This is a genomic window from Vescimonas sanitatis (genome assembly GCF_049060325.1).
GTDB classification, from domain to species: Bacteria; Bacillota; Clostridia; order Oscillospirales; family Oscillospiraceae; genus Vescimonas; species Vescimonas sanitatis.
Map to the genome: position 1 here is coordinate 196,049 of NZ_JBMGPW010000004.1, position 26,075 is coordinate 222,123.

Here is a 26,075-nt window from a genome sequence, read left to right on the forward strand (position 1 = left end):
AAGAAACCGCCGCAGGCGGTTTCTTTTTTTGTCAATCGCTGTCCAGCTTAAGGACGGCCATGAACGCCTCCGTGGGTACCTGCACGGTGCCCAGATTGCGCATCTTCTTCTTGCCCTCTTTCTGCTTCTCCAGCAGCTTCTTCTTGCGGGTGATGTCGCCGCCGTAGCACTTGGCCAGCACGTCCTTCCGCATGGCCTTGACGGTCTCACGGGCGATGATGCGGCCGCCGATGGCCGCCTGGATGGGCACCTCGAACAGCTGGCGGGGTATGTTCTCCTTCAGCTTTTCACACAGGCGGCGGGCGCGGGGATAGGCCTTGTCACGGTGGGCGATGAAGCTCAGGGCGTCCACGCCGTCGCCGTTGAGCAGCAGGTCTACCTTCACCAGGTCGCTGGTGCGGTAGCCGGACAGCTCATAGTCCAGACTGGCGTAGCCCTTGGTGTTGGCTTTCAGGGTGTCGAAAAAGTCGTAGATGATCTCGTTCAGCGGCATCTGGTAGTGCAGCTCCACCAGGTGGGTGTCCAGATACTGCATATCCTTGAACTCGCCCCGGCGCTCCTGGCACATGGGCATGATGTTGCCCACATAGTCCTGGGGACTGATGATGGACACCTTGACATACGGCTCCTCGGCGTGCTCGATGGTGCCGGGGTCGGGGTAGTTGTGGGGGTTGTCCACCTTCACCATGGTGCCATCGGATTTGTAGACGTGGTAGATGACGCTGGGCAGCGTGGTCACCAGGTCCAGGTTGAACTCCCGCTCCAGACGCTCCTGGATGATCTCCATGTGGAGCATACCCAAAAAGCCGCACCGGAAGCCGAAACCCAGGGCTACGGAGCTCTCCGGCTCGAAGGTCAGGCTGGCGTCGTTCAGCTGCAGCTTTTCCAGCGCGTCCCGCAGATCCGGGTACTTGCTGCCATCCTCGGTGTAGATGCCGCAGTATACCATGGACTGCGCCGGGCGGTAGCCGGGCAGCGGCTCCGCAGCGGGGTTCACCGCGTCGGTGACGGTATCGCCCACCTGGGTGTCCTTCACGTTTTTGATGCTGGCGGTGAAATAGCCCACCTCGCCGGCCTGTAAGGCGTCCGTCGGCTCGTTGCCGATGGGCTTGAGGTAGCCGCACTCCAGAATGGTGTACTCCGCGCCGGTGGCCATCATGCGGATGGTCTGCCCCTTCCGCATAGTGCCCTGCTTAATACGGAAATACACCACCACGCCCACGTAGGGGTCGTACTGGCTGTCGAACACCAGCGCCTGCAGGGGCGCCTTGGGGTCGCCCTTGGGCGCGGGCACGTTCTGTACCACGTCCTCCAGCACGGCCTCGATGTTGGTGCCCAGCTTGGCGGAGATCTCCGGGGCCTCCAGTGCCGGCAGGCCGATGATGTCCTCCACCTCCTGCTTGGCCTTCAGGGGATCGGCGGCGGGCAGGTCGATCTTGTTGAACACCGGCAGGATCTCCAGGTCGTGGTCCATGGCCAGATAGGTGTTGGCCAGGGTCTGCGCCTCCACGCCCTGGGTGGCGTCCACCACCAGCAGCGCGCCCTCGCAGGCGGCCAGAGACCGGCTGACCTCGTAGTTGAAGTCCACGTGGCCCGGCGTGTCGATCAGGTTCAGGGCGTAGGTCTCCCCGTCATTGGCGGTATAGAAAATACGCACGGCTCTGGATTTAATGGTGATGCCGCGCTCGCGTTCCAGGTCCATATTGTCCAGCAGCTGGTTCTCCATCTCGCGCTCCGGAACGGCGTGGCACTTCTCCAGCAGCCGGTCCGCCAGCGTGGATTTACCGTGGTCAATGTGGGCGATGATGGAGAAATTGCGGATATGGGATTGGTCAAACATACAGAAAACCTCCTTAGGGTAAATCCACGCTGACCGCGCGGATAGCGCGCACAAGCGTTTTGCGGAGCAAAACCTTGCCGCAGGCGGAATTCATTTCCGCCGAGGATGTGAAATCAAAAGAAGGGACCCCGGCTTGCCGTCAGGCAAGTTGGGGAAGGGATTTACCGTGGTCGATGTGGGCGATGATGGAGAAATTGCGGATATGAGATTGGTCAAACATACAGAAAACCTCCTTAGGGTAAATCCACGCTGACCGCGCGGATAGCGCGCACAAGCGTTTTGCGGAGCAAAACCTTGCCGCAGGCGGAATTCATTTCCGCCGAGGATGTNTTGGTCAAACATACAGAAAACCTCCTTAGGGTAAATCCACGCTGACCGCGCGGATAGCGCGCACAAGCGTTTTGCGGAGCAAAACCTTGCCGCAGGCGGAATTCATTTCCGCCGAGGATGTCAAATGAAAAGAGGGGACCCCGGCTTGCCGTCAGGCAAGTTGGGGAAGGGATTTACCGTGGTCGATGTGGGCGATGATGGAGAAATTGCGGATATGGGATTGGTCAAACATACAGAAAACCTCCTTACTTCCCTGCCCGTTCGTCCACGTTGTGGATGACCTGGGCGGCGCTCTGCCCGATGCCGGGCAGGGTGGTCAGCGCGTCGGAGTTCAGGTGGGGCAGTGCCTCCGTCTCCGTCAGTGCCCGCATATAGGCTCCGCGGCTCCGCAGCAGCGCCGCGTCCACTGCGCCGGCATCGAAGTCCACCGCCTCTGTGGCGAACAGATCCTCATTGCCGCCGCTTTGCCGGTACAGCCGCCGCAGCAGATCGTACAGCGTGGCGCCGAGGCAGTCTCCGGCGGCGGTGATGGCCTCCCGGCTGTTGGTGCGGCTCAGCAGGTCGAACAGCAGCCCTGTGGTGTTCACCGCCAGCTTCTTCTGCAGCGTGGCCATGATGCTCCCCCGCAGGGAGCCCTTCTCCGTGCTGCCGTCGTACAGCGTTTCCGAGTCGATCATCGCGCCGTCCCGGTTGGCGGTGCGGCCCAGCAGAAAGTCCGCCGACACCCGGTAAAAGTCACACACCTTACACACGAAGGCCAGACCCGGCTCCCGTATGCCGTTTTCATAGTGACTCAGCAGCGCCTGACTGATTCCCAGCGCCGCCGCCGCCTTCCGCTGGCTGATGCCCTTCTCCTGCCGCAGCAGGCTCAGTGTTCTGGAAAAATCCGTTGCCATGTTTCTCTCCCACCCTATCTTGTCTTGGCTCCGGGGCATATCCCACCCGGAAATAAAATACAGCTTGTAAAGTATATCTTATTTTATACAGCTTGTAAATGCTTTTTTGCGCTTAGCCGTAGAAATATTTGCACCTGCCCGCCCGAAGTGCTACAATAGCAAAAAAACACCGGAGGTGCACGATGGAAGAACTCATGCTGTATGTCCGCTACCAGGCCAAGCCCGGCTGCCGGGAGAAATTTGTCCGCCAGCTGGTGGAGGAGGGCATCCTGACCCTTATTCGCCAGGAGGACGGCTGCCTGGCCTATGATTACTACTTCTCTGCCCAGGACGAGAACGAGCTGCTGCTTATCGAGCGCTGGCAGAGCGCCGAACACCAGCGCGTCCATATGCAGCAGCCCCACATGGCCCGCCTGAAGGCCATCAAGGAGCAGAACGTGGACAGCACGACCCTGGGCAAGGTCCGTCTGGAGGCGTGAGCCATGCTGTTTGACACCCACGCCCACTACGACGATGAGGCCTTCGACCCGGACCGCGAGCTGCTGCTGGAGAGCCTGCCGCAGCGCGGTGTCGCCCTGGTGCTGAACCCCGGCTGCGATCTGGACAGCTCCCGCAAGGCGGTGTCCTACGCCGCTGCCTACCCCCATGTCTACGCCGCCGTGGGCATCCACCCGGAGAACTGCGCCGGCTTTGTCCCGGCGGATATCGATGTGCTGCGTGAATTGGCCCGGCAGCCCAAGGTGGCGGCCATCGGTGAGATCGGTCTGGACTACTACTGGGCTGAGAACCCGCCCCGGAAGCTCCAGCAGCAGGTGCTGCGCGCCCAGCTGGCGCTGGCCCGCGCGCTGCGCCTACCGGTCATTTTCCACGATCGCGAGGCCCACGGGGACTCGCTGGCCATCGTTCGGGAGTTCCCCGATGTTACCGGCGTGTTCCACTGCTTCTCCGGCAGCCCGGAGATGGCGCGGGAGCTGCTGGACCTGGGCTGGTACCTGGGCTTCGACGGCCCTGTGACCTACAAAAACGCCCGCCGCGCTCCGGAGGTGGCCGCCGTCACGCCCCTGGACCGTATGCTCATCGAGACGGATAGCCCCTACATGACCCCGGTGCCCCATCGGGGCGAGCGCAACGACTCCGCCTATGTCCGCCTGGTGGCGGAGAAGCTGGCGGAGTGGAAGGGCGTTCCCGCGGAGCAGCTGGCCCGCGCCACACTGGAAAACGGCAAGCGTCTGTTCCGCATATCCGAATAAAGAGAGCGCCTGACCCAGCGGGTCAGGCGCTCTGTTCTGTGCCTTAGTTTCCCTTTTTGTCGATGGCAGAGATGGCCAGGGAGCAGACGATACCCACCGCCGCCAGGCCGATGATCAGGAGAAACGTGCTGTTATAGGACCCGCCGGCGTCATACAGCGCACCGGAGACGGTGCTGCCGAAGCTGGCGAAGATCAGGTTCGTGTTGATCAGGGGGAAATTCACCGGATAGTGGCCGGGACCGAAATAGGCGCGGCAGAAGGCGGAGTTGGTGGGCGTGACGCCGGAATAGGCCAGACCGCCCAGTACAAAGCCCAGGATGACCACCGCTACGCTGCCTCTGGACATGGCCAGCAGCAGCACCGCAGAGGTCAGGATGAACAGGCCGTTCACCAGCTGCATGGACAGGCTGCGGCCGTACTTGTCGTACATCCCGCCGAAGAGCACGCGGCCCACGGCGTTGCAGATGGAGATCAGGCCCACGATGGTGGCCACGGAGGCCGCCGTCTGGTCGGCGCTGGCCTGCCACACCACGCCGCTGGCCTGAGAGATCAGGGCCAGTCCGGCAGCGCTGACCGCGATGGCCCAGACGTAGTACAGCCAGAAAGTGGTTTTTTTCAGCATTTGGCCGGGAGTGACATCCGCGGCAGCGGGACGGGACACGGTCTTGCCGCCCTTGACCGCCGGGGCGGTAAAGTCCGCACCGGGTGCTACGAAAAAGAAGGAGCACACCGCCAGCACCGCAAAGCATACGATGCCCAGCACCAGAAAGCTGGTGCGCCAGCCGCCGACGCCGGCAGGTGTCCAGGCCTGGTACAGCTTGCCGATCAGAAAGCTGCCGCCGCCGAAGCCCATCAGCAGCACGCCGGAGATCAGGCCGGGCCGATCCGGGAACCAGCGGACCATGGTGCTCATCACGGCGTTGTAGCTCAGGCCGGAGCCGAGGCCGCACAGCACGCCGAAGCCCAGATACAGCGTCAGCGGCGACTGGCAGCGGCTGGCGATGAAAAAGCCGGCCAGAAACAGGACTGCGCCCAGGCGCACGGCGTTTTTGGCGCTGAGCCTTCCGGCCAGCAGGCCGCACAGCAGGGAGCCGATACAGAACAGGATCATCACCAGGGTGAACGTCAGGCTCAGCTGGGCCTTTGTCCAGCCGGTGAACTCTGCGCCGATGGGGGTGGACAGCACGCTCCAGGCGTACACGAGACCTGCGAACAGCAGGACGATGACGCCCACAATGGCGTAGACCCAGCGGTTGAGCTGCTTCATAGGGAATACCTCCATATGTGAAAAATCTTTCAGTCACCTTACAGTTTATCGAATGGTTCGACAAAATGCAAGTGGGAGTTTCCGATAGGGAAAAGTATTTTTGATAGGCGCCGCCGGACTGTTCACAAAAATTTTCCACTTTGCGCCGCTTTTTGCATGGAAACTTTACACAGGACATGATAATATATAGTGTAACACGACCGAAGGGCGGGATGGCTTTGGACCTGAATAAGAAAAATATCAAGCGGATCATGCTGCTGATCGCCTTTGCGGCACTGCTGTACTGGGGACTGAACAACCTGAAGTGGATCAGCGGTGTGCTGGGCAGTCTGCTGGACCTGCTCTCACCGCTGCTGATCGGCATCTGCATCGCGTTTGTGCTGAACCTGATGATGGTGGCGCTGGAGCGCCTGTGGGACCGCGGCCTGATCAAATGGAACAGTCCGTGGAACGCCAAGCTGAAGCGGCCTGTCTGCCTGACGCTGACGCTGCTGCTGTTCCTGGGTATCATTTTTGCTATCTTCTTCATCCTTATCCCCCGTCTGGAGGAGGCCGGCACTACTATGGTAGCCAATATCCCCACCTATGTGAACCAGATCCAGGTCTGGTGGACAAATCTCAGCGACTTCGCTGCCGAGCACGGCGTGACGCTGCCGGAGCTGTCCCTCAGCGCCGACCAGGTCAAGGATACCATCACCGGTTTCCTACAGGAGAAGGGCGACAGCGTGGTAAATACCACCCTGAACATCACTACGTCCATTCTGTCCGCACTGGTGAACTTCCTGCTGGCGCTGGTGTTCTCCCTGTATCTGCTGGCCCAGAAGGAGACGCTTCTGGCACAGTCCCGCCGCCTGCTGCGGCGGATCCTGCCCCAGAAGGCCGCCGACCGTCTTATGCGCCTGCTGAGCCTGACCAACAACGCCTTTTCCAGCTTCGTCACCGGACAGGTGACCGAGGCGTTTATCCTGGGCACGCTGTGCTGTATCGGTATGCTGATCCTGCGCCTGCCCTACGCGCTGCCGGTATCGGTCATCATCGCGTCCCTGTCGCTGATCCCCATTTTCGGCGCGTGGATCGGCGCGGCCACCGGCGCGTTCCTCATCGTGTTCCAAAGTCCCATCAAGGCGCTGACCTTCCTGATCTTCCTGCTGATATTGCAGCAGGTGGAGGGCAACCTGATCTACCCCAAGGTGGTGGGCAAGTCTGTGGGTCTGCCGGGACTGTGGGTGCTGGCGGCGGTGACCATCGGCGGCGGCGCCTTCGGCGTGCTGGGTATGCTGCTGGGCGTACCGGTGTGCTCGGTGGTCTATGTGCTGGTGCAGGATTACATCCGTTCCGGCAAGCCTGCCAGGACAGATGGCGTACCTCCGACGCAGTCATAACACATTATATATAAATAAAAAAGGGCGTCCCGCCGCGGCGGGACGCCCTTTTTTCCGTTGTTCACAAATAATTAAAACCCCGGCTATTGACAACGGTTCCCGCCGGTGGTACACTGCGTTTAGCACTCAAAGATAACGAGTGCTAAACGGAGAATGGACTTATGGAACTGACCCAACGAAAAAAGCAAATACTGAAGATCGTGGTGGACAGCTACATCAACACCGCTGAACCGGTGGGCTCCAAGGCCATCGTGGCGCTGATGCCGGAAAAGGTCAGCTCCGCCACTGTGCGGAACGAGCTGGCCGACCTGACGGACATGGGCTATCTGGAGCAGCCCCATACCTCGGCGGGGCGCATTCCATCGGCCAGGGGCTACCGGCTGTACGTCAACGAGCTGATGGACCGCAAGACCCTGTCGGCAGAGGAGGAGGCCAGCATCAATACGGCGCTGGCGAAGCCCCTGCAGCAGGTGGAGCAGGTCATCGACCAGGCGGGACAGATGGTGTCCAGCTTTGTGGGCTATCCCACCTACGCTGTAGCGGACCACCGCACGGCGGCCACGGTACAGCGGTTTGAGCTGATCGGCGTGGACGCCTCCGGCTTTATCGCCGTGGTGATGCTGTCGGACAGCCGGGTAAAGAGCCAGCTGATGCGGACGTCGCTGCCCGTTGAGGCGGAGGCGCTGCCGCAGCTGAGTCACCTGCTGAACACCCACTTTACCGGGGTGTCCGCGGAGCAGATGAACGCCACGTTGATGAACCTCAGCGAACAGGTGTCCGGCCAATGGTTCCTGATTTTGAACCAGGTGACGGAGTACGCCGGGTCGCTGCTGGAGGAGTCCAACCACCAGCAGGTGTACACCAGCGGTGCCAGCCAGCTGCTGAAATTCCCGGAATTCCGGGATATCGACAAGGCCCACGACCTGATGAGCTTTATGGTGGACAACAAGCAGGAGCTGCCTGTGCCTGCCGGGGACGCGCCCATGCAGATACTCATCGGGCCGGAAAACGTCAACGACGCCCTGAAGGAGAGCAGCGTGGTGATCGCCAGCTATGATATCGGCGATAATATGCGCGGCTTAGTGGGCGTTGTGGGTCCCACGCGTATGGATTACGCCGCGGTCGCGGCGCGGCTGAGCTACTTTGCGGAGAGCCTGAGCCGCATGTTTGGTAAAAAACAGCTACCGGAGGATACAACGGAATGAGCGAAAAGGATAATAAAAAGAACAGGAAGGCGACAGAGGCCGCCGAGAGCGCCGCGAAGGAAGCCGCGCCGGAAGCGGTGGAGAACGCAGCGGAAGCGGCCGAGGCGGCCGAGGATACCTACACCGTCACCAAGGCACAGATGGAGCAGATGGAGGCGCTGGCGAAAACGCTGGCGGACGCCAATGACAAATACCTGCGGCTGGCGGCGGAGTACGACAACTACCGGAAGCGGACTGCGCGCGAGAAGGAGCACCTGTACAATGACGCGAAGATCGACACCATCAAGCCGTTTCTGGCGGTGCTGGACAACCTGGAACGGGGCGTGAGCCAATTTGAGGAGGGCGACGCACACCGGCAGGGACTGGAGCTGATCTGCAAGCAGTTCGAGGAGGTCTTGACCAAGCTGAACGTTGCGGAGATACCCGCCCTGGGCGAGAAGTTCGATCCGGAAAAGCACAACGCGGTGATGCACACCGAGGACGAGACCGCGGCGGAGAACACCGTGGTAGAGGTATTCCAAAAGGGCTACACACTGGGCGACAAAATACTGCGCTTCGCCATGGTGAAGGTAGCCAACTGAGTGGGAGGTAACGAACATGGAAGGCAAGAAACTGTACAAGAGCAGCACAGACAAGAAGATAGCCGGTGTATGCGGCGGCATCGCGGAGTATTTCAACATCGACTCCACGCTGGTGCGTTTGGCGTGGGTGGTGTTCTGCCTGCTGGGCGGAAGCGGTGTGCTGGCCTATATCATTGCCGCGCTCATCATGCCGGACCGGCCCTATTAAGCGGCCAGATCAAATACAGTAAGCAATAAATATTTATCTATATACAGGAGGCAATCATTATGTCTAAAGTTATCGGTATCGACCTTGGTACGACCAATTCCTGCGTAGCCGTGATGGAAGGCGGCGAGGCAGTCGTTATCCCCAACGCGGAGGGCAACCGCACTACCCCGTCCGTGGTGGCGTTCAGCAAGACCGGTGAGCGTATGGTGGGCCAGGTGGCAAAGCGCCAGGCCATCACTAACCCGGAGCGCACCATCTCCTCCATCAAGCGTGAGATGGGCACCGATCACCGCGTGACCATCGACGGCAAGAGCTACACCCCCCAGGAGATCAGCGCCATGATCCTGCAGAAGCTGAAATCCGACGCTGAGGCGTATCTGGGCACCACCGTCACCGAGGCGGTCATTACCGTGCCCGCGTACTTCACCGACAGCCAGCGTCAGGCCACCAAGGACGCCGGCAAGATCGCCGGCCTGGACGTGAAGCGTATCATCAACGAGCCCACCGCCGCCGCATTGGCCTACGGTGTGGATAAAGAGCAGGCACAGAAGATCATGGTCTACGACCTGGGCGGCGGCACCTTTGATGTGTCCATCCTGGAGATCGACGACGGCGTGATCGAGGTGCTGGCCACCGCCGGCAACAACCGCCTGGGCGGCGATGACTTCGACCAGTGCATCATGAAGTATCTGGTGTCCGAGTTCAAGAAGTCCGACGGCATCGACCTCAGCGGCGACAAGGTCGCCATGCAGCGCCTGAAGGAGGCCGCCGAGAAGGCCAAGATCGAGCTGTCCGGCGTGACCACCAGCAACATCAATCTGCCCTATATCACCGCCGACGCCACCGGCCCGAAGCATCTGGACGTCACCCTGACCCGGGCGAAGTTCAACGAGCTGACCGGCCACCTGGTGGAGGCCACCATGGGCCCCGTGCGTCAGGCTATGTCCGACGCCGGTCTGAAGCCCAGCGACCTGGCCAAGGTGCTGATGGTGGGCGGCTCCAGCCGTATCCCCGCCGTGGTGGAGGCCGTGAAGAGTTTTACCGGCAGCGAACCGTTCAAGGGCATCAACCCCGATGAGTGCGTGGCCATGGGCGCCGCCCTGCAGGCAGGCGTGCTGACCGGCGACGTGAAGGGCCTGCTGCTGCTGGACGTGACCCCCCTGTCCCTGGGTATTGAGACCATGGGCGGCGTGTGCACCCGTCTGATCGAGCGCAACACCACCATCCCTGTGAAGAAGAGCCAGATCTTCTCCACCGCCGCCGACAACCAGACCTCCGTGGAGGTCAACGTGCTGCAGGGCGAGCGTGAGATGGCCGCCGCCAACAAGAGCCTGGGCCGCTTCCACCTGGACGGCATTGCCCCGGCCCGCCGCGGCGTGCCCCAGATCGAGGTCACGTTCGACATCGATGCCAACGGCATCGTGAACGTCAGCGCCAAGGACCTGGGAACCGGCAACGCCCAGCACATCACCATCACCTCCTCCTCCAACATGAGCAAGGAGGATATTGAGAAGGCCGTCAAGGAGGCCGAGCAGTATGCCGCCGAGGACGCCAAGATCAAGGAGAAGGTGGAGGTCCGCAACCAGGCCGACCAGATGGTCTATCAGGCCGAGAAGACCCTGAACGAGGTGGGCGACAAGGTGCCCGAGAGCGAGAAGGAGCCTATCCGCGCCGGCGTGGAGAAGCTGAAGGAGACCCTGAAGGGCGAGGACACCGACGCCATCAAGGCGGCCACCGAGGAGCTGACCCAGCTGTTCTACAAGATGAGCGAGAAGCTGTACCAGCAGCAGGCGCCTCAGGGTGACCCCAACATGGGCGGTCAGCAGCCCGGCGGCGACCCCAACGGCGGCCAGCAGTACTACGACGCCGACTATAAGGTAGTCGACGATGATGACCAAAACAACAAGTAAGGCAAATATATCCCGTGATAAGGGACAGGGTATACCTGTCCCTTGTCGCGGCGTTTAGGAAAAGCGCGCCTTTTGCGCCCTGCCATCGTCAGACCTCCTCGACGTACACGCGGTACGCCGTCGTCGGTCTGCCATCGGCAGGACGCAAAATCCATCGCTTTGCCGATGGAGTCGGCTCCGCAGGCAACAAGACTGGCAATAGGAGATTTATCCCATGGCACAGGAAAAACGAGATTATTATGAGGTCCTCGGCGTCAGCAAGGGCGCATCGGAGGACGAGATCAAAAAAGCATATAAAAAGCTGGCCCGAAAGTACCACCCGGACATGAACCCCGGTGACAAGGAGGCCGAGGAGAAGTTCAAGGAGGTCAACGAGGCCAACGAGGTGCTGTCCGACCCGGAGAAAAAGGCCCGGTACGACCAGTTCGGCTTCGCGGGCGTGGATCCCAGCTACGGCGCGGGCGCAGGCGGCAGCGCGTATGGCGGTGCGGGCGGCTTCGACTTCGGCGATCTGGGCGATATCTTCGGCAGCTTTTTCGGCGGCGGCTTTGGCGGCCAGCGCCGTAACCCCAACGCGCCCCAGCGGGGCGAGAGCATCCGCGCCAGCGTGTCCGTGACGTTCAAGGAGGCGGCCTTCGGCTGCGAGAAGGACGTGACCGTGGAGCGCAGCGAGCAGTGCGCTACCTGCAAGGGCAGCGGCTGCCAGCCGGGGACCACGCCGGAGATCTGCCCCGACTGCCGCGGCAGCGGCCAGGTGCAGGTGCAGCAGCGGACGCCTATGGGCGTGTTTGCCACCAGCCGTCCCTGCCAGAAGTGTCACGGCACCGGCCGCATTATCCATCAGCCCTGTACCGACTGCGGCGGACAGGGTCGGGTGCGGAAACGCAAGACCATCAAGGTCAACATCCCCGCCGGCATCGACCACGGCCAGACCATCTCTCTGCGGGGCCAGGGCAACGCCGGCAAAAACGGCGGCAGCGCCGGCGACCTGCTGATCACCGTCATGGTGCAGCCGGACGAGACATTCCGCCGGGAGGGCGTGGACGTGTTCTGCGACGCGCCCATCACCTTCGCCCAGGCGGTGCTGGGCGCCACGCTGGAGATCCCCACCATTGACGGCAAGGTGAAATACGACCTGCCGGAGGGCACCCAGACGGGCACGGTGTTCCGGCTGCGGGGCAAGGGTATCCCGGTGCTGAACGGCAGAGGCCGCGGCGACCAGTATGTCACCGTGAACGTAGAGACGCCGCGAAATCTGACGAAGGAGCAGAAGGAGGCCCTGCGGAGCTTCAGCGATATGCTGGGCGAGAGCAACTACGAAAAGCGCAAGAGCTTCTTCAAGAAGAAATGAGCAGGTGAAGGATGTATCTGGCGGACTATCATACCCACTCGGCCACGTCGCCGGACGGACAGCTGACGGTCAGTGAGCTGGCGGAAGCGGCGGTGCGGGTCGGGCTGGATGAGATCTGCGTGACGGACCACGTGGACACGGTGCTGTGGGGCGACCACCGGCCCCGGGAGCATTTCGACTGGTCGCGGCTGCTGCGGGAGCTGCCGGAGGCGCGGGAGACATACACCGGGCGGCTGGCCATCCGGCTGGGGGCGGAGCTGGGCGAGGCGCCCATGGGCTTTGACCGGGCGGAGAAACTGCTGGGCGAGGCGCCAAAGCTGGACTTTGTTATAGGCTCCGTGCATATGGCAGGCGAAAAATTCAAACATTTTGACCTGTATTACATTGAAAAAAACAGCGAAACGTATTATCATAGAGTCATAGACAGCTACTTGGAGGACGTACTGCGTCTGGCGCGGTGGGGTAGGTTCAGTGTGCTGGGCCACCTGACGCTGCCGCTGCGGTACATGAATGAAAATCTGGGCGAGCAGATGACCTTCGACGGTCATTACGACCAGTGCCGGGAGATTTTCCGGGCACTGATCGAAAGCGGGTGCGGCATCGAGTGCAACACCAACCGGGGCAACGTGCCCCTGCCGGACGCGCCGCTGTTGAAGCTGTACCGGGAGACGGGCGGCGAGATCATCACCATCGGCTCGGACGCGCACTCCGCCGAATATGTAGGCTGCTGCGTCCGGGAAACGCAGGCGCTGCTGCGGACGTGCGGGTTCCGGTATTTCTGCACGTTTGAGGGCGGAAAGCCCACGTTCCGGAAGCTGTAAAAACACAAAGGAGACGACCACTATGAAAATTGCCATCGCCTGTGACCACGGCGGCTACCTGCTGAAGCAGGACATCCTCATCTGGCTGGAGGAGAACGACATCGACTATGAGGACTTCGGGTGCTATTCCACCGAGAGCGTGGACTACCCCGTATTCGCCGAGAAGGCCGCCCGGGCGGTGGCCGCCGGGGAATGCGACAAGGGCATCGTGATCTGCACCACCGGCATCGGCGTTTCCATCGCCGCCAACAAGGTGAAGGGTATACGCTGCGCGCTGTGCACCGACTCTCTCCAGGCGGAGATGACCCGGCGGCATAACGATGCCAACATGCTCGCATTGGGCGCGGGCATCACCGGCGGCAATCTGGCCAAGCGGATGGTGGAGATCTTCCTGCACACGGAGTTTGAAGGTGGACGTCACGCCCGGCGTGTGGCGCTGCTGGATGCCATCCAGTGAGCGCGTTCCGATAGAGAAACGTGACTTTGTGAGGTAACGTCTATGGCGACAAAGGGATACAACAGCTACCGTGGCCGAATGTCCGGCGGAAAGATCGTGCTGATCGTGGTGCTGGCGCTGGTGCTGGTGGGCGCGCTGGCCTATCTGGCATTGCAGAATTACGTGGTATACGACGAGGCGGGCAACGCCACCATCGACCTTCCCTTTTTCCACAGGAAGGACGACCGTGATGACAAAACGGATGACAGCACCGTCGACGGCACCGGAGACCGGGATGACATCGTGGACACGGTGGTGCCGGAGCATCCCCATGTGAAGGTGGCGGCGCTGCACGGCACGCGGCTGCCGGACGACTGCCTGTGGTGGGGCGCGGACTACATCATGAACACGCTGGCACCGGAGGACCTGGTGCTGGCGGTAAAGCGTACCACCGGCGGCATCACCTACGCCACGGACGTGGAGACGCCGCGGGGCGTGGTGGTGGAGACGGGACGGCCCATCGAATGTCTGCGTACACTACTGAGCAGCGGACGGTACACCGTGGGGCACATCGTGTGCTTCCGGGACAGCGCCTACGCCCGGAGCGTGCCGGAAACGGCGCTGGTCCGGGAGGACGGGCAGCTGTGGTACGACGCGGAGGGGCAGGCCTGGCTGGACCCCACCGACCCGCAGGTGCTGCAATACATCACCGCGCTGGTGAAGGAGTGCGGCGAGCTGGGCTTTAAGGAGGTCCTGCTGGACCAGTTCTGCTACCCGTCGGATACGACGGGCGTTGCCAACACGGCGGCGGACCCGGCGCAGGTGCTGGCCGACTTTGCCGAAAATCTGCGGTCGGCACTGCCGGAGGGCACAGCCCTGTCGGTGGTAGTGCGGAACACGGACAGTCTGTCCGTGGAGCAGATGGCTGAGCTGTTCGACCGGCTGTATGTGCCGGCGGAGGGCGACCTTGCCGCCGTAAAGGCGGCGCTGCCGGAGGGCTATGACCCGGAGACGCGGGTGGTGGCCATGACGGCGGAGGCACCGCAAAGCGGAAGCTATGTGATCGTAAGCTGAACAAAAAAAGAAGCACCCGGGCGGGTGCTTCTTTTTTTGCCTGATTTATTCCTGAGGCGGTGTGCTGTCGGCCGGGGCGCTGTCCTTGGGGGCGGAGCAGTGGGGGCAGACACCGTTCTCCAGCTTGGCGCCGCACTGGCTGCAGAAATTGGCGGGCTGGCTCTGTGCCGCCTGTGTCGCAGCTTGTGCCGCCTGTGCCGCCTGTGCCGCCTGTGCCGCCTGTGCCGCTTCACGGCGCTGGCGGAGAGCCTCCTTCATCTCCTGCATATTCGGGGCGGCGAACACGTCCCCGCTGCCGTTGCCGGTCTGATCGGCCAGCTTGTGGTTGATGGAGATGACGTTCTTCAGCAGCAAGATGGCCATCATCATCAATTCATAGCTGAGGCGGATCGCAATGGGCCCCAGGATGATGATCAGCAGACCATAGCCGCCCATCCAGATGCGGTCGCCGGTCCAGTAGTTGTACTCGGTGCGGAAGAGCATGAGCACGCCGAAGATGATAACGGCGGCGGTGTTGAAGATGTACAGGGCCTGAAGGATCTTTTCCACCATCAGGTACTTGAAGTTGCAGGTATCGTGGAGGAACTTGCCAAAGGCGCCCAGCTTTTCCCGCTTCTTCTCCGGGACCACATAGATGAAGGCCAGGACAGTGGCGACGAGGGCCAGGACACCGGCGATAATGAGCATGGTGGTAGGCATCATGATTTCTCTCTCCTTTTTATATGTGATATCCTCAATATATCGGGAAACCGGGCTATTGTCAAGGCAAAAACGTCCCGCGGCGAGAGCCGCGGGACGTTTCATTTTCTCTGTTGTATCAGTTGTTGTCCTCGGGACGGGGACGGCGGTACTCCTGGGCCTTCTCCTCGCCCTTCAGGACGCGCAGGGCACCCTGGGCCAGGGCCAGCAGCTCGTCCTCGCCGGGATAGACGGTGATGGGAGCGATCCAGCCGACCATCTCGGAGATGGCGTCCACGGTCTCCTTGCCGTAGGCGATGCCGCCGGTGAGGATGATCTGGTCCACCTTGCCGTGCATGACGGTGGCCATGGCACCGATCTCCTTGCCGATCTGGTAGTGGAAGGCATCCACCACGCCGGCGATCTTCTTATCGTGCTCGGCCTGCGCCAGCAGATAGCGCATATCGTTGGAGCCGGTGTAGGCCACCAGACCGCCGCGGCCGGAGAGCATGCGGTGCATCTCCCCCTCGGTGTACTTGCCGGAGAAGCACTGCTTCACCAGCTGACCGGTGGGCAGGGAGCCGGAGCGCTCGGGAGAGAAGGGACCCTCGCCGTCCAGCGCGTTCTGGGTGTCCACCACGCTGCCCTTCATGTGCGCGCCGATGGAAACGCCGCCGCCCATGTGGCAGACGATGAGGTTCAGATCCTCATACTTCTTGCCCTGCTCCTTGGCGAAGCGCTTGGCCACGGCCTTCTGGTTCAGAGCGTGGAAAATGCTGACGCGCTGGAACAGGGGGTGGCCGGAATAGCGGGCCACGTCTGCCATTTCATCGATGACCACAGGGTCGACGATGTAGGAGGGGATGCCCAGCTCGTCGCCGATCTCGCGGGCGATCAGGCCGCCCAGATTGGAGGCGTGCTGTCCCTGCACGCCGATGGTGCAGTCCTTGACCATGTTGTCGTTGACAGCGTATGTACCGCCGCGAATGGGGCGCAGCAGACCGCCGCGGCCGGAGACGGCGGAGAGGGTGCGGGCGTCGAAGCCCTGCTCGCGCAGCGCCTTCATTACCAGGTCGCGGCGCCAGTCCTTCTGGGCGGGGATAGTGTTGAACTGGGCGATCTCCTCCGCACTGTGGCGCAGGGTCTTGTCGAAGAGAAGCTGCTCATCCTCATAGACACCGATCTTGGTGGAGGTGGAGCCGGGATTGACTACAAGAATTCTGTAAGACACGTTTGTTTTCCTCCTATGCTCTTTTGTTCCGCGGCACAGCGGGTAAAATCAACATTCCTTATTATACAGAATATGATGCCGTCTGTAAATGGGTTTTTACGCAAAAATACGGTATTTTACATACGGGTCTGATTGACAAAGCGCATAGTGTGGGCTAAAATGATATATGTGAGTTTATACCGTTCTTCCATTCGGAACGGGGAAAAGGAGAACTATCCTATGGAGAAGAAGACGTTTTATATCACCACGCCCATCTATTACCCCTCGGACAAGCTGCACATCGGCCACAGCTACTGCACCGTGGCTACCGACGCCATCGCGCGGTACAAGCGTTTGCAGGGCTATGACGTCATGTTCCTGACCGGCACCGACGAGCACGGCCAGAAGATCGAGACGAAGGCCAAGGAGGCCGGCATGACGCCCCAGGCGTTCGTGGATCACATCGTGGAGGGCGAGAAGGGCATTCTGGACCTGTGGAAGCTGATGAACATCAGCAACGACCGGTTTATCCGCACCACCGATGACTATCACTGCGCCGCCGTGCAAAAGATCTTCAAGACCATGTACGAGAAGGGCGACATCTATAAGGGCACCTACAAGGGCAAGTACTGCACCCCCTGCGAGAGCTTCTGGACCGAGAGCCAGCTGGTGGACGGCAAGTGCCCCGACTGCGGCCGCGAGGTCAAGGACGCGGAGGAGGAGGCCTATTTCTTCCGGCTGAGCAAGTACGCCGACCGGATACAGCATCTGCTGGAGGATACGGACTTCCTGCAGCCCCGCACCCGCGTCAACGAGATGGTCAACAACTTCATCAAGCCCGGCCTGGAGGACCTGTGCGTCAGCCGCACCAGCTTCAGCTGGGGTATTCCCGTGGACTTTGATCCCGGCCACGTGGTGTATGTGTGGGTGGACGCGCTGTTCAACTACTGCACCGCCCTGGGCTTTGACAACGACAAGTATAACGACTACGACAAGTATTGGCCCGCCGACTACCACATCGTGGGCAAGGAGATCGTGCGCTTCCACAGCATCATCTGGCCCGCCATGCTGATGAGCATGGGTATGCCTCTGCCCAAGCATGTGTACGGTCACGGATGGCTGGTCATCGACGGCGGCAAAATGTCCAAGTCCAAGGGCAACGTGGTGGATCCCTACGCCCTGTCCGAGATGTTCGGCGTGGACGCCCTGCGGTTCTTCCTGCTGCGGACGTTTCCCTTCGGCAGCGACGGCAACTTCAGCAACGAGCTGCTGATCGGCACCATCAACACCGACCTGGCCAACAAGCTGGGCAACCTGGTCAGCCGCACCACCGGCATGGCGGAAAAGTACTTCGGCGGCAAGCTGCCCGTACAGCGGGAGGACGCTCCGGAGGACTGCGAGCTGAAGAAGATGGCCTGCGCGCTGCGTGACCGCTATCAGGCGGAGATGGACAAGCTGCAGCTGCAGAACGGACTGGACGAGGTGTTCAAGGTCATCGACCGGGCCAACAAGTATATCGACGAGACGGCCCCCTGGGCGCTGGGCAAGGATGAGAACAAGCGCGAGCGCCTGGCCGCCGTGCTGTACAACCTGCTGGAGACCATCCGCATCTGCACGACCCTGCTGCTGCCGGTCATGCCCGACACCTGCGATAAGATATTCGCCAAGCTGGGCGCGGACGAGGCCTGCCGCAGCTGGGACAACGCCAACGTGTGGGGCGTGCTGCCCAACCAGGCGGTCATCAGCAAGGGTGATAATCTGTTCCCCCGCATCGATGTGGACGAGGCCCTGGCCAAGCTGAACGAGCTGCAGGAGCAGCAGAAGAAGGCCGCCCTGCCGGCCGTGGAGCTGGAGCCCTATGTGGAGGATGAGGTAGACTTCGATACGTTTCTGAAGTCCGATTTCCGCGCCGTGAAGATCAAGAACTGCGAGGCGGTGAAGAAGAGCGACAAGCTGCTGAAGTTCACTCTGGACGACGGCAGCGGCACGGACCGCATCATCCTCTCCGGCATTCACCAGTACTATGAGCCGGAGCAGCTCATCGGCAAGACGGCCATCGCCATCCTGAACCTGCCGCCGCGGAAGATGATGGGAATTCCCTCCTGCGGCATGCTGATCTCCGCCGTGCACAAGGAGAAGGGTGAGGAGAAGCTGCACCTGATGCTGATCGACGACAGCGTCCCCGCCGGCGCCAAGCTGTGCTGACAAAAAGTGACCGAAGGAGCACCCCGCCGGGGGTGCTCCTTTTTTCGCATCTCAAAATCCGCACGTTCGAACTGGAGACGGTCGTGCCGGAGAAACTAAGAGCTGCCGCCTCCGATGTGAACACGTTTGTTGAGAAGGCGAAATCAATATACAGCCATCGGCGGGCTGACGTCGGAGCTGCTGCGGCTGTTCGGCCGGCAGCTCGGGGTGGGGGAACGCACGGCGAAGAAAAGCGGTGTAAGCGGCATGGGTGTAAGCGCTTGCAAAAATCTGATATGATCTTTTAAATTGATGTAGCATTTGCCGTTAAAACCGTAGTACATAGGTGAAGCCGGAAAGGAGGCGGTGTACATGATGGAGGATGCAGAGATCATCGATCTGCTTTTCAAGCGCGACCAGCAGGCGATACGGGAGCTGGATACGAAATACGGCAAGGCGTGTTATCGGCTCTCATACAATATTGTAAACGACCGGCAGGACGCGGAGGAATGCGTCAACGACGCTTACCTTGGCGCGTGGAACACGATACCGCCGGCAAGACCCGACCCGCTGCTGACCTACCTCTGCAAGATCGTTCGGAATACTTCCCTGAACAACTATTACAGAAAGAAAGCGGCCAAACGAAGCGGCCGCTGCGCGGCGGCTATGGAGGAGATCGAAGCCTGCATAGCATCTCCCGACACAGTGGACGCAGAGATCGAAGCCAGAGAGTTAGCCCGCATCATAGAGAGCTTTTTGGACACGCTGACCGCTGAAAACCGCGTTATCTTTATGCGCCGCTATTGGTTTTGCGACAGCGGCAGGGATATCGCCGAATTTGTGGGACTAACGGAGAAAAATGTGTCTGTCCGACTGTCCCGTATTCGTGAGAAGCTGCGGGAATATCTGATAGAAAGAGGGGTGTCTGTGTGAACGCAGTGAAGCTTACCGATGCCATGAGTGCACTGGAGGACAAATATATCACGGAGGCTCTTTTCTATGAGCGCCCGCACACATCAAAAGTAGGCACTAAAAAGCTGGCCGTACTGGCCGCCGCCATCATCGCCGCATTGGCGCTCTGCGGTTTTACGGCACACGAGCTGGGGCTGTTTGACCGGTGGCTTCAGAGGCCGTCTCCCGATCCGGCGCAAACCGTTCAAAGTGCCATCGAAGGGCAAGCCGATAAAGCATATACGATTTGTGTGCGTGTGGATGAGATCGAAGTGGATAAGAGCGAAACAGCGCGTGTCGTTAAAATGTACGCCGGCAGCGAACTCGCCGCGTCAAGAGGCTGGACGGACGAGTATCTGGCAGAGCATTTTGTCGTCGTCCGGGCAAAATACTATGTGGCGTACGACCACACAAAAACGTTTATGAACGACGGCTGCACGGAGCAGCACTTCTACTTGACGCAGGATGCGAAAACCGGGAAATGGGAGATCATCGACAACACCTCGCCGAACATACGGCCATAAAAGCAATGCGCGGCCGACCCTTTTCCGCGGCATATTCGCGCCCGTTTCCGTGGGATATATCGGGTGCAGACACAAAAAGAGCGCTTAGGCGCTCTTTTTACTATATAATATACTTCGTAAGGATTTTGAAAGGAAGCGTCATATCCTGCTTCAAAAGGGTAGTTAATGTGTGAAGAAGGCGAAAGGAGGTACGTCGCCCCATGGAGGACCAACAGATCATACGCCTGTTTTTTGAGCGCTCGGAGCAGGCGATCACCGAGCTGTCACGGAAGTACGGCGCGCTGTGCTTCCAAATCGCCGACAACATTCTGGATGACCCGCAGGACGCGGAGGAATGCGTCAACGACGCCTGGCTCGGCGCGTGGAACAGCATTCCCCCGCAGCGCCCCGACCCGCTGAGAGCCTATATCTGCCGTATCGTCCGCAACCTCTCTTTGAAAAAGCTGCGGGCCAATTCCGCGCTGAAGCGGAGCAGCCGGTTTGAGGTCTCGCTATCCGAACTGGAGGACTGCATTTCCGCCCATTCCCTCGACGAGCAGCTTGCCGCAGGTGAGCTGTCCGCGCAGATCAATGCGTTTCTCGCTGCCCTGCGCCGGGATGACCGGGTCATGTTCGTCAGGCGGTACTGGTTCGCGCAGCCGTTGTCCGAGATCGCGGATGCCTTCGGTACCACTGAAAACAACGTATCTGTCCGGCTGGGCAGAATTCGCAGGAAATTACATACGTACCTGGAACGCAAGGAGGTAACTCTATGATGGAGCACAACACCGAAAAGCTGCTCTCCGCCATCGGAGACGTGGATGCGGCATATCTGGAGGAGGCCCTTGATTTTGATGCCGCGAACGCGGGCCGGAAACGGGCAGCCCGCTTCCCTAAATTATCCGCCGCGTGCGTGGCGATGCTGGTCATACTGGGCGTATCCGTGACCGCCTTTGCCGTCAGCAGACTGCCGCTGTCATGGCGCGACATCTTTTCTCCTGAACAGACTGTCATCGGCGACGGGGACGAGACGCCGGTGGTCTCCCAACAGCAACCCACGGCAGCTGCGGAGGAGCTGCACATCCGTGTGGAAAAGGTGATCTCGGACGAGCGCACCCTGTATCTTCTCTATTCTGTGAAGGCCAACGAGGGGGCTGTGCTGGATCAGAGCGGCCAATTCGCCGACTTTGAGCTGTACTTCCCCGGCAAGATGATGTCCGGCGCCTATGTGTCGTATTTTCTGGAGCGGAAGGAGGGCGTGCCGAAGAACGAGCTGGAGGGCGTCGTACACGCCGACTGGCAGCCGGGCAGCAGTGCCAACGGTCTGGTGATGACCTTCGCCAACTGGCAGGAGAAACGGTGGTTCGACGACGAGACGATCGACTTCAACGTGGCGGAGATGGTGGAAAACGCCGGAGAGAACGCAAAGCTGCCCCAGTGCCAGCAGCGATTCCGCAACGGAACGGTGCGGTATTACTGGCAGCCGGGGGACGCGGACGTGCAGCTGCCCTGCGGCGCGTCCATCTGCAACGCCGGATGGGAGGACGGCACTCTCCATCTGGTGATGAAAGAACCGCTGGGCTCGGATGAATGGTCCGCGTCCTGGGAGAAGAACTGGTATTTCCTGGACACGCGAACGGACACGGTCATCTACCCGGAGTCCCACTGTCATTTCGGACAGCCCGACGAGTTTGACCCGGATGCCACGGATGCCGACTGGCGGTACTTTTGGCGGGATGTGGCCGTTGACAAGGAAGCGCTCCCCTATTTGGAACTGCACTGGGGCGGAAAGGAGATCACCACCACCGTGCTGCCGGGGGACTGGCGGGTCACGCTGGAGGAAACGCCCGTCACCGTTGAGAGCGAGGTGCTGGCGGAGAGCGTTTCCCTCTCCTATGGCGGGGAGGTGCTCACGGCGGAGAAAATCGAATGCTCCAAGCTGTCCATGGCGGTGTACTTCGCCGATTATGTGGACTCCACCACTGGCATCCTCAGCGCGTTCAAAGCGTTTGACGAGGACGGCAAGTCTATCCCCTGCGATTGGAGCTTTATTGCGGATCAAGCCGACGACAGCTGCATGGTTTGGGCGCGGTTCGATGAGCCCATGGAGCCGGAGCGCATCTGCAAGCTGACGTTCAACGGAGAGACTGTGTTTGCGCGCTGACGGTTCCGCGCAGGCCGCTTCGGAAACGGCAGAACAAAAGAGGGGTGATCACACCCCTCTTTTGTCATCTGCTATCGCCCGGGACGGCGCGGAGGCCGCCGCATCGGCGGAATGCCGAATTCTCCCGCGCTGTCTTGCAAGGCGCCGCCCGGTTTGCTATAATGAAAAAAATATCATGGATGGCAAGGAGGGACAGGCTGTGGGCGACGGCTATTTTCTGCTGACAAATCTGCTTTCTGAGGACGAGAAACGGGTGATCACCAGCATCACGGCACATATCGAGCGCGGCGAGAAGCGCGTGGGTATCCAGCAGATCGCCAACGAGAACTTTCTCTCCACCACCACCATCGTCAAGATGTGCAAGCGGCTGGGCTTTGACGGATACAGCGAGCTGTACTACTACCTCAGCCGCCAGTTCAACTCCCACGGCCAGGACCGCAGCGCGGAGAATATCAAGAGCCTGATCGACAATTATTCCGACGAGCTGCTGGACCGGTTCTGCGGCCTGCTGGACCAGTCGCGCCGGGCCAAGCTGTTCACCACCGGCGAAGGCTTTTCCAACATTGTGGGTGCCTATATCGCCCAGCGGCTGTCTATCTGCGGCTTTATGGTGTTCAACAACGTTCATTTCTATGACTATATGCTGTTCCGCGACGCGCACCACCTGTCCGACGCGGCGGAGGCCCCGCCGGTGATGTTCGCCGTCAGCCAGAGCGGCGAGACGGAGCCGGTGCTGAACGACGTGCGTCACGCCCGGCAGAACGGCCACAAGATCGTCACGTTCACCAAGCGGAGCGACTCTACCCTGGCACAGATGTCGGACATCGTGTTTGTGGTGGACGGCTCGCGGCAGACGCTGGCCGGCAGCCTGCCCAACAGCTTTTTCGGCCATGTGATATTGGCGTTCGAGGAGCTGGTGGCGTTCTACTTCGGGCGGGAGAGGGACGCCTGAGATATTACTTTTTTTACCAAATCGGAAAATTTTTCTCTATAAAGGTGTGCTATACTGTGAGACGGTATGGTGCGCCTTTTGCTGTGCCATGCCGCTGTACACGTCCCGGAGAACTACTCCGGGCAAGGGAACAACACTTTATGGAGGAAAAAAGAATGAAAAAGTTTTTTGCTCTGCTGCTGGCGCTGGTCATGGCGCTCGGCCTGCTGGCCGGCTGCGGTGACAAGACCGATGGCGACAATACCGGCGACACCGACGGCGCGAAGAAGATCGAGACCCTGAAGGTCGCGTTCGTGCCCTCCCGCGAGCCGGAGGAGATCATTACCGTTACCGAGCCCCTGAAGCAGATGCTGAAGGACGAGCTGGCCAAGCAGGGCTACGAGGTGGGCGACGTGGAGATCACTGTCGGCACCACCTATGAGGCTGTGGGCGAGGGCCTTGAGGCCGGCACCATCGACGTGGGTCTGATCCCCGGCGGCACCTATGTGCTGTATGACGACGGCGCCGAGGTCATTCTGACCGCTACCCGCGACGGCTTGAGCAAGGACTCCGACAACGCCAAGGACTGGAATGACGGCCAGCCCACCGAGGCTTCCGACAAGCAGGCCGTTTCCTACCGCGCCCTGTTCATCGCCGGCCCCTCTGACAAGGGCCAGGAGCTGGTGAAGAAGGTCAACGCCGGCGAAGAGCTGACCTGGGAGGACCTGGACAGCGCCAACTGGAGCGTCATGGGCACCTCTTCCCCCGCCGGCTACATCTATCCCGCCCTGTGGCTGCAGGATCACTACGGCAAGGGCATCTCTGACCTGAAGAGCGCCGTGCAGTCCGACTCCTACGCCAGCGCCTTTGCCCGTCTGGCCTCCGGCCAGGTGGACGTGCTGGTGACCTATGCCGACGCGCGCCGCGACTATGCCGAGCGCTGGAACACCGAGTTCAGCCGTGAAGGCTCCATCTGGGAGGAGACCGGCGTGATCGGCGTGACCGCCCCCATCTACAACGACACCATCTCCGTCAGCAAGAACTCCGAGATCATGGACGCTGACCTGATCGCCGCGCTGCAGCAGGCGTTCATCAACATCGGCAACACCGATGCCGGTAAGGAAGTCATCGCTATCTACAGCCACAACGGCTATCAGGTGGCACAGGCTTCCGATTACGACAACGAGCGCGCCGCGCAGAAGCTCATCCAGGAGCTGTCTGCCGCCAACTAAAGCACTTTCCCAAGCGCGGGGAGGACTGCACAGCCATGACCTTCCGCTGTGCAGCCCTCCCCGTGTGCTATTTCAGGAAAAGAGGAGACCATATGATCATTTTCGACCATGTATCCAAGGTGTATCCCAACGGCACGGTGGGTCTGGACGACGTGGACCTGACCATTCAGGACGGCGAGTTTGTGGCCATCATCGGCCGTTCCGGCGCGGGCAAGTCCACGCTGCTGCGCTCCGTGAACCGGATGCACCAGATCACCTCCGGCACGCTGACGGTGAACGGCACCGATGTCAGCACCCTGTCGGGCAAGAGCCTGCGCCGGTTCCGCCGGGGCATCGGTATGGTGTTCCAGTCCTTCAATCTGGTGACCCGCACCACCGTCATCAAGAACGTGCTGTCCGCCTGCGTGCCGGATATGCCCTTCTGGCGGGTGCTGCTGGGTGCCTTCCGAAAGGCGGACAAGATCAAGGCGCTAGAATCGCTGGATAAGGTGGGTATTCTGGACAAGGCCTACATCCGCGCCGACCAGCTCTCCGGCGGTCAGCAGCAGCGGGTGGCGCTGGCCCGCACACTGACCCAGAACCCCCGGATCATTCTGGCAGATGAGCCGGTGGCTGCCCTTGACCCCGTTACCGCCAAGCAGGTGATGCAGGACTTCGTCCGCATCAATGAGGAGATGGGCATCTCCATCCTGCTGAACATCCACCATGTGGAGCTGGCGCTGGAGTACGCCGACCGCATTATCGGCATCCGCGCCGGCAAGATCGTCTATGACGGGCCCTCCGCCAATGTGGACCAGTCGGTGCTGGACGCCATCTACGGTGACGACAGCGAGACGGAGGCAGACGCATGAGCCTGTACGACCGTCTGTTCAAGCCCCGCCGCTATACGCTGCCCAACGGCGCAGTGGTGGAGGAAAAACGCAGCCGCGCGCCGCTGGTCATTCTGATCGTGCTGGCGCTGGGCGCGCTGTCTGTGCACATCACCGGCTTCGATTTCGGGGTGTTGGTGAAGAAGGGCAGCAAGTTTTTCGATATCCTCGCGGCCATGTTCCCGCCCAACACGGGGTATCTGAGCAAGATCTGGCAGCCCCTGTGGGACACCATCAAGATGTCCTTCCTGGGTTCGTTCATCGGCGCGGTGCTGGCGATCCCCTTTGCCGTAGCCGCCGCCAGCAACATCGTCACCAACCGCGTGGTGGTGTTCATCGTCCGGCTGTTTCTCAGCCTTGTGCGGACACTGCCCACGCTGGTGTGCGCCCTGATCGCCACCTACATCTTCGGCCTGGGCACCATGGCGGGCACCTGCGCCATCGCGGTGTTTACCTTCGCCTATGTGGGCAAGCAGCTCTTCGAGATCATCGAGACGGTGGATATGGGACCCTATGAGGCCATGGAGGCGCTGGGCGCCACCCGGCTGCAGGCCTTTACCACGGCGGTGTTTCCCCAGGTGCTGCCCACCTATCTGTCCGTATCCCTGTTCTGCCTGGAGGGCAACGTGCGCTACGCCTCCATTCTGGGCTACGTGGGCGCAGGCGGACTGGGCCTTATTATGAATGAAAAGATCGGCTGGCGTGAGTACGACAGCCTTGGCATGATCCTGATCGTTCTGTTTGTGGCCGTTATGGTCATCGAGGCGATCAGCCACGCCCTGCGTAAGAAACTGACGTAAGG

The 26,075-nt window shown here is 60.7% G+C and carries 25 protein-coding genes; 20 read left to right on the forward strand and 5 right to left on the reverse strand.

Going from position 1 to position 26,075, the window contains the following annotated elements:
* Nucleotides 1–31: 31 nt before the first annotated feature.
* Nucleotides 32–1,840 (reverse strand): translation elongation factor 4, encoded by a 1,809-nt coding sequence (gene lepA / locus ACOMDU_RS06835; protein WP_421129666.1) that lies wholly within the window; start codon nucleotides 1,838–1,840, stop codon nucleotides 32–34.
* A 575-nt stretch (nucleotides 1,841–2,415) separates the two neighbouring features.
* Nucleotides 2,416–3,066: a helix-turn-helix domain-containing protein gene (locus tag ACOMDU_RS06840; protein ID WP_421129667.1), complete on the reverse strand. Its 651-nt coding sequence runs from the start codon at nucleotides 3,064–3,066 to the stop codon at nucleotides 2,416–2,418.
* A 182-nt stretch (nucleotides 3,067–3,248) separates the two neighbouring features.
* On the opposite strand from ACOMDU_RS06840, the gene ACOMDU_RS06845 reads away from it, so the two are divergent.
* Nucleotides 3,249–3,545 (forward strand): putative quinol monooxygenase, encoded by a 297-nt coding sequence (locus ACOMDU_RS06845; protein WP_022135519.1) that lies wholly within the window; start codon nucleotides 3,249–3,251, stop codon nucleotides 3,543–3,545.
* Nucleotides 3,546–3,548: 3 nt separating this feature from the next.
* A complete protein-coding gene (locus tag ACOMDU_RS06850; protein WP_421129668.1) occupies nucleotides 3,549–4,316 on the forward strand; it encodes a TatD family hydrolase in 768 nt (255 codons plus the stop codon).
* Between the two features lie 43 nt (nucleotides 4,317–4,359).
* Here ACOMDU_RS06850 and ACOMDU_RS06855 read toward each other — a convergent pair whose 3' ends face one another.
* Nucleotides 4,360–5,583 carry an MFS transporter gene (locus ACOMDU_RS06855; protein WP_421129669.1) on the reverse strand — a complete coding sequence of 408 codons (1,224 nt, stop codon included), beginning with the start codon at nucleotides 5,581–5,583 and terminating at the stop codon, nucleotides 4,360–4,362.
* Between the two features lie 218 nt (nucleotides 5,584–5,801).
* Here ACOMDU_RS06855 and ACOMDU_RS06860 point away from each other — a divergent pair, with 218 nt between their 5' ends.
* The 9 genes from ACOMDU_RS06860 to ACOMDU_RS06900 all read left to right on the forward strand — a co-directional run bounded on the left by ACOMDU_RS06860 (nucleotide 5,802) and on the right by ACOMDU_RS06900 (nucleotide 14,551).
* Entirely contained in the window at nucleotides 5,802–6,965 is a 1,164-nt protein-coding gene (locus ACOMDU_RS06860; protein WP_421129670.1) for an AI-2E family transporter, read from the forward strand.
* 161 nt (nucleotides 6,966–7,126) lie between these two features.
* Nucleotides 7,127–8,170: a heat-inducible transcriptional repressor HrcA gene (gene hrcA, locus ACOMDU_RS06865; protein ID WP_022135523.1), complete on the forward strand. Its 1,044-nt coding sequence runs from the start codon at nucleotides 7,127–7,129 to the stop codon at nucleotides 8,168–8,170.
* Nucleotides 8,167–8,751 carry a nucleotide exchange factor GrpE gene (grpE, locus tag ACOMDU_RS06870; RefSeq protein ID WP_421129671.1) on the forward strand — a complete coding sequence of 195 codons (585 nt, stop codon included), beginning with the start codon at nucleotides 8,167–8,169 and terminating at the stop codon, nucleotides 8,749–8,751. The genes hrcA and grpE overlap by 4 nt, the downstream gene beginning before the upstream one ends.
* 16 nt (nucleotides 8,752–8,767) lie before the next feature.
* The gene (locus ACOMDU_RS06875) at nucleotides 8,768–8,959 is read left to right on the forward strand and encodes a PspC domain-containing protein (protein ID WP_022135525.1); all 192 of its coding nucleotides are present in this window, start codon (nucleotides 8,768–8,770) and stop codon (nucleotides 8,957–8,959) included.
* A 59-nt stretch (nucleotides 8,960–9,018) separates the two neighbouring features.
* The gene (gene dnaK, locus ACOMDU_RS06880; RefSeq protein ID WP_421129672.1) at nucleotides 9,019–10,869 is read left to right on the forward strand and encodes a molecular chaperone DnaK; all 1,851 of its coding nucleotides are present in this window, start codon (nucleotides 9,019–9,021) and stop codon (nucleotides 10,867–10,869) included.
* Nucleotides 10,870–11,083: 214 nt separating this feature from the next.
* Nucleotides 11,084–12,220 (forward strand): molecular chaperone DnaJ, encoded by a 1,137-nt coding sequence (gene dnaJ, locus ACOMDU_RS06885; RefSeq protein WP_421129673.1) that lies wholly within the window; start codon nucleotides 11,084–11,086, stop codon nucleotides 12,218–12,220.
* A gap of 11 nt (nucleotides 12,221–12,231) precedes the next feature.
* Entirely contained in the window at nucleotides 12,232–13,041 is an 810-nt protein-coding gene (locus tag ACOMDU_RS06890; protein ID WP_421129674.1) for a histidinol-phosphatase HisJ family protein, read from the forward strand.
* Nucleotides 13,042–13,063: 22 nt separating this feature from the next.
* A complete protein-coding gene (gene rpiB, locus ACOMDU_RS06895; RefSeq protein WP_421129675.1) occupies nucleotides 13,064–13,498 on the forward strand; it encodes a ribose 5-phosphate isomerase B in 435 nt (144 codons plus the stop codon).
* 42 nt (nucleotides 13,499–13,540) lie between these two features.
* Complete coding sequence (locus ACOMDU_RS06900; protein WP_421129676.1) at nucleotides 13,541–14,551, forward strand: putative glycoside hydrolase; 1,011 nt, start codon at nucleotides 13,541–13,543, stop codon at nucleotides 14,549–14,551.
* 45 nt (nucleotides 14,552–14,596) lie between these two features.
* On the opposite strand, the gene ACOMDU_RS06905 is transcribed toward ACOMDU_RS06900, so the two are convergent.
* Nucleotides 14,597–15,253: a zinc ribbon domain-containing protein gene (locus tag ACOMDU_RS06905; RefSeq protein WP_421129677.1), complete on the reverse strand. Its 657-nt coding sequence runs from the start codon at nucleotides 15,251–15,253 to the stop codon at nucleotides 14,597–14,599.
* Nucleotides 15,254–15,368: 115 nt separating this feature from the next.
* Nucleotides 15,369–16,460, reverse strand: coding sequence for a butyrate kinase (gene buk, locus ACOMDU_RS06910; protein ID WP_421129678.1), 1,092 nt, complete (start codon nucleotides 16,458–16,460; stop codon nucleotides 15,369–15,371).
* Between the two features lie 219 nt (nucleotides 16,461–16,679).
* Between buk and metG the strand changes: the two genes are divergently transcribed.
* From metG to phnE, 9 genes are all read left to right on the forward strand, one after another.
* Nucleotides 16,680–18,644 (forward strand): methionine--tRNA ligase, encoded by a 1,965-nt coding sequence (gene metG, locus ACOMDU_RS06915; RefSeq protein ID WP_421129679.1) that lies wholly within the window; start codon nucleotides 16,680–16,682, stop codon nucleotides 18,642–18,644.
* Between the two features lie 351 nt (nucleotides 18,645–18,995).
* Nucleotides 18,996–19,556 carry an RNA polymerase sigma factor gene (locus ACOMDU_RS06920; protein ID WP_421129680.1) on the forward strand — a complete coding sequence of 187 codons (561 nt, stop codon included), beginning with the start codon at nucleotides 18,996–18,998 and terminating at the stop codon, nucleotides 19,554–19,556.
* Nucleotides 19,553–20,098, forward strand: coding sequence for a hypothetical protein (locus ACOMDU_RS06925; protein WP_421129681.1), 546 nt, complete (start codon nucleotides 19,553–19,555; stop codon nucleotides 20,096–20,098). The genes ACOMDU_RS06920 and ACOMDU_RS06925 overlap by 4 nt, the downstream gene beginning before the upstream one ends.
* Before the next feature lie 200 nt (nucleotides 20,099–20,298).
* On the forward strand, nucleotides 20,299–20,853 hold the full coding sequence (locus ACOMDU_RS06930) for an RNA polymerase sigma factor (protein WP_421129682.1): 555 nt from the start codon (nucleotides 20,299–20,301) through the stop codon (nucleotides 20,851–20,853).
* Nucleotides 20,850–22,241 (forward strand): DUF4179 domain-containing protein, encoded by a 1,392-nt coding sequence (locus tag ACOMDU_RS06935; RefSeq protein ID WP_421129683.1) that lies wholly within the window; start codon nucleotides 20,850–20,852, stop codon nucleotides 22,239–22,241. Before ACOMDU_RS06930 ends, ACOMDU_RS06935 begins: the two co-directional genes overlap by 4 nt.
* A 175-nt stretch (nucleotides 22,242–22,416) precedes the next feature.
* Entirely contained in the window at nucleotides 22,417–23,193 is a 777-nt protein-coding gene (locus ACOMDU_RS06940; protein WP_421129684.1) for a MurR/RpiR family transcriptional regulator, read from the forward strand.
* Nucleotides 23,194–23,348: 155 nt separating this feature from the next.
* Nucleotides 23,349–24,404, forward strand: a complete 1,056-nt coding sequence (locus ACOMDU_RS06945; RefSeq protein WP_022135067.1) for a phosphate/phosphite/phosphonate ABC transporter substrate-binding protein — start codon at nucleotides 23,349–23,351, stop codon at nucleotides 24,402–24,404.
* Between the two features lie 92 nt (nucleotides 24,405–24,496).
* Nucleotides 24,497–25,255, forward strand: coding sequence for a phosphonate ABC transporter ATP-binding protein (gene phnC, locus ACOMDU_RS06950; protein WP_421129685.1), 759 nt, complete (start codon nucleotides 24,497–24,499; stop codon nucleotides 25,253–25,255).
* A complete protein-coding gene (gene phnE / locus ACOMDU_RS06955; protein ID WP_022135069.1) occupies nucleotides 25,252–26,073 on the forward strand; it encodes a phosphonate ABC transporter, permease protein PhnE in 822 nt (273 codons plus the stop codon). The genes phnC and phnE overlap by 4 nt, the downstream gene beginning before the upstream one ends.
* Nucleotides 26,074–26,075 lie beyond the last annotated feature (2 nt).

Coding starts and splice junctions, on each gene's coding strand:
- hrcA (WP_022135523.1), top strand. CDS start 7,127: ATGGAACTGACCCAACGAAAAAAGCAAATACTGAAGATCGTGGTGGAC.
- ACOMDU_RS06930 (WP_421129682.1), top strand. CDS start 20,299: ATGGAGGACCAACAGATCATACGCCTGTTTTTTGAGCGCTCGGAGCAG.
- ACOMDU_RS06940 (WP_421129684.1), top strand. CDS start 22,417: ATGGATGGCAAGGAGGGACAGGCTGTGGGCGACGGCTATTTTCTGCTG.
- grpE (WP_421129671.1), top strand. CDS start 8,167: ATGAGCGAAAAGGATAATAAAAAGAACAGGAAGGCGACAGAGGCCGCC.
- ACOMDU_RS06890 (WP_421129674.1), top strand. CDS start 12,232: ATGTATCTGGCGGACTATCATACCCACTCGGCCACGTCGCCGGACGGA.
- ACOMDU_RS06935 (WP_421129683.1), top strand. CDS start 20,850: ATGATGGAGCACAACACCGAAAAGCTGCTCTCCGCCATCGGAGACGTG.
- ACOMDU_RS06900 (WP_421129676.1), top strand. CDS start 13,541: ATGGCGACAAAGGGATACAACAGCTACCGTGGCCGAATGTCCGGCGGA.
- rpiB (WP_421129675.1), top strand. CDS start 13,064: ATGAAAATTGCCATCGCCTGTGACCACGGCGGCTACCTGCTGAAGCAG.
- ACOMDU_RS06845 (WP_022135519.1), top strand. CDS start 3,249: ATGGAAGAACTCATGCTGTATGTCCGCTACCAGGCCAAGCCCGGCTGC.
- phnE (WP_022135069.1), top strand. CDS start 25,252: ATGAGCCTGTACGACCGTCTGTTCAAGCCCCGCCGCTATACGCTGCCC.
- ACOMDU_RS06875 (WP_022135525.1), top strand. CDS start 8,768: ATGGAAGGCAAGAAACTGTACAAGAGCAGCACAGACAAGAAGATAGCC.
- ACOMDU_RS06905 (WP_421129677.1), bottom strand. CDS start 15,253: ATGATGCCTACCACCATGCTCATTATCGCCGGTGTCCTGGCCCTCGTC.
- phnC (WP_421129685.1), top strand. CDS start 24,497: ATGATCATTTTCGACCATGTATCCAAGGTGTATCCCAACGGCACGGTG.
- ACOMDU_RS06945 (WP_022135067.1), top strand. CDS start 23,349: ATGAAAAAGTTTTTTGCTCTGCTGCTGGCGCTGGTCATGGCGCTCGGC.
- dnaJ (WP_421129673.1), top strand. CDS start 11,084: ATGGCACAGGAAAAACGAGATTATTATGAGGTCCTCGGCGTCAGCAAG.
- ACOMDU_RS06840 (WP_421129667.1), bottom strand. CDS start 3,066: ATGGCAACGGATTTTTCCAGAACACTGAGCCTGCTGCGGCAGGAGAAG.
- ACOMDU_RS06855 (WP_421129669.1), bottom strand. CDS start 5,583: ATGAAGCAGCTCAACCGCTGGGTCTACGCCATTGTGGGCGTCATCGTC.
- lepA (WP_421129666.1), bottom strand. CDS start 1,840: ATGTTTGACCAATCCCATATCCGCAATTTCTCCATCATCGCCCACATT.
- dnaK (WP_421129672.1), top strand. CDS start 9,019: ATGTCTAAAGTTATCGGTATCGACCTTGGTACGACCAATTCCTGCGTA.
- metG (WP_421129679.1), top strand. CDS start 16,680: ATGGAGAAGAAGACGTTTTATATCACCACGCCCATCTATTACCCCTCG.
- ACOMDU_RS06920 (WP_421129680.1), top strand. CDS start 18,996: ATGATGGAGGATGCAGAGATCATCGATCTGCTTTTCAAGCGCGACCAG.
- ACOMDU_RS06850 (WP_421129668.1), top strand. CDS start 3,549: ATGCTGTTTGACACCCACGCCCACTACGACGATGAGGCCTTCGACCCG.